This window comes from Streptomyces bohaiensis, from assembly GCF_012033785.1.
Taxonomy (GTDB): Bacteria; Actinomycetota; Actinomycetes; order Streptomycetales; family Streptomycetaceae; genus Streptomyces; species Streptomyces bohaiensis.
The window spans coordinates 1-1,559 of sequence record NZ_JAAVJC010000509.1 but is presented as its reverse complement, the minus strand read 5'-3'; the positions used below and the strand labels follow the sequence as shown (position 1 = coordinate 1,559).

The window sequence follows — 1,559 nt, the reverse complement described above, 5'->3', positions numbered from 1 at the left end:
TGAACACCAGCGACAGCCGCGTGGAGCTGAGCTTCGACCTCGCGCCGACCGGGGCGCGGGCCGGCAGCCGGGGGCGTGGCACGATGGGCCGGTGCTCGACATCGGCTACGCGCTCTCCCGTCGCTTCCCGGACCCGCCGCAGACGGAGTACCGCACCGCCGACGTGCGGTCCCTGCGCCACGACCTCTTCTGCGGGGACGTCTACCTCGCCGACACCGTGACCGACGAGGAACTCGCCACCTCCTGGGGCTGGGTTCCCGTACTGGACTTCGCGTGGGCGCTGTGCGACATCGCCGAGCGCCTGGACCGCGACCCGATGGGCAGCCGCGCCGCCCGCCCGCAGCGCGCCGAGCTGGACTTCACCGAGTCCACCGAACTCCTCCGGTTCGAGCGCCGGTTCGGCCACGTCGCCGTCCGTGCCGACTGGGACCGCGAGGAGGGCCCGACCCTCTCGGTCCCCCACGCCGAACTGCGCCGCGAGTCGCGGGACTTCCTTCACGACCTCGTCGCCGACCTCACCGACATGCACGACGACCTCGACCACAACCCGGCCGTCTGGGACCTGCTCGCCCGCTTCCCCCGCGTCTGAGACGCCTTCGCGAGCTCGGCCGCGGCCGGCTGCACGGCGGAGGGACGTCCTCGTGCCCGGGGTTGTCCACAGGCATCTCCGACGACGCAGCAGCGGACCGTGGCCGGCGTCGCGTCAGGGAAGGACCCGCAGCCCGGTGGCGGCCGCCAGCGCGGGGGCGAGTTCCAGCAGTTGCGCGGGGCTCACCACCGCGCCGGCGAGCTCGGCCACCCCCCGGGCGACCTCCAACCGCGCCGCGCCCCGCAGGTCCACGTCGCGCAGCGTGGTCCCGGCGAGGTCGGCGCCGCGCAGCTCGGAGCCGGGGAACGCGACCCGCTCCAACCGGCTGCCGGAGAAGTCCGGCTCGACCAGCACGCAGTCCTCGAAGACCACGTCCGTCAGCCGTGCCTGCCGCAGGTTGAGGTAGTCGATCCGGCCGCCGCGAACACGTACCCGGTCGAGCCGTGCGGCGCTCAGCTGCACCCCGCCCAGCCGGGCGTCGAGCACTTCGGTGTCGCGGAGCGTCGCCTCGGCCAGGTCGGTGCCGACCCCTCGGACGCCCGTCAGCAGCGAGTCGATCAGCCGGGCACGGCCCAGGTCCGTCTCGTCGAGCCGGCAGCCGCGCAGCACGCACCCGAGCAGCGTGGCGCCCCTGCCGGAGCCCCCCGCCAGGTCGGTGCCGTCGAACTCCACGCCGTCGCAGTCGGCGTCCGGCTCCAGGTCGTACCGGTCGCCGGGGCGCAGCACCGGTGTCTCGTAGACCGGCGGGCGCGGTGCGGGGAGGGCGGGCTCCCCACCGCCGGAGGAACGGGACGGTCGGGCGGGCCGGTGCGCGGCGGGCGGTGCCATACGGCCAGTCTGTCCCACGCCACCGACACTCCACCGGCGCCCCGCCACCGACACCCCGCCGGCGGCACGGCGGTCACCGTCGACGTGTGGCGGACGCGGCGCCGGCGTCGGCGCCGGCCGGTGCGGCACCCCCGGAGGGCGG

The 1,559-nt window shown here is 75.8% G+C and carries 2 protein-coding genes; one reads left to right on the top strand and one right to left on the bottom strand.

Translation table 11 applies throughout. From position 1 onward, the window contains the following. The first annotated feature begins 91 nt into the window (after positions 1 to 91). Positions 92 to 589 carry a hypothetical protein gene (locus HCN52_RS24360; RefSeq protein ID WP_168090576.1) on the top strand — a complete coding sequence of 166 codons (498 nt, stop codon included), beginning with the start codon at positions 92 to 94 and terminating at the stop codon, positions 587 to 589. A gap of 114 nt (positions 590 to 703) precedes the next feature. Here HCN52_RS24360 and HCN52_RS24355 read toward each other — a convergent pair whose 3' ends face one another. After that, a complete protein-coding gene (locus HCN52_RS24355) occupies positions 704 to 1,417 on the bottom strand; it encodes a pentapeptide repeat-containing protein (protein WP_168090575.1) in 714 nt (237 codons plus the stop codon). Between the last annotated feature and the right edge of the window lie 142 nt (positions 1,418 to 1,559).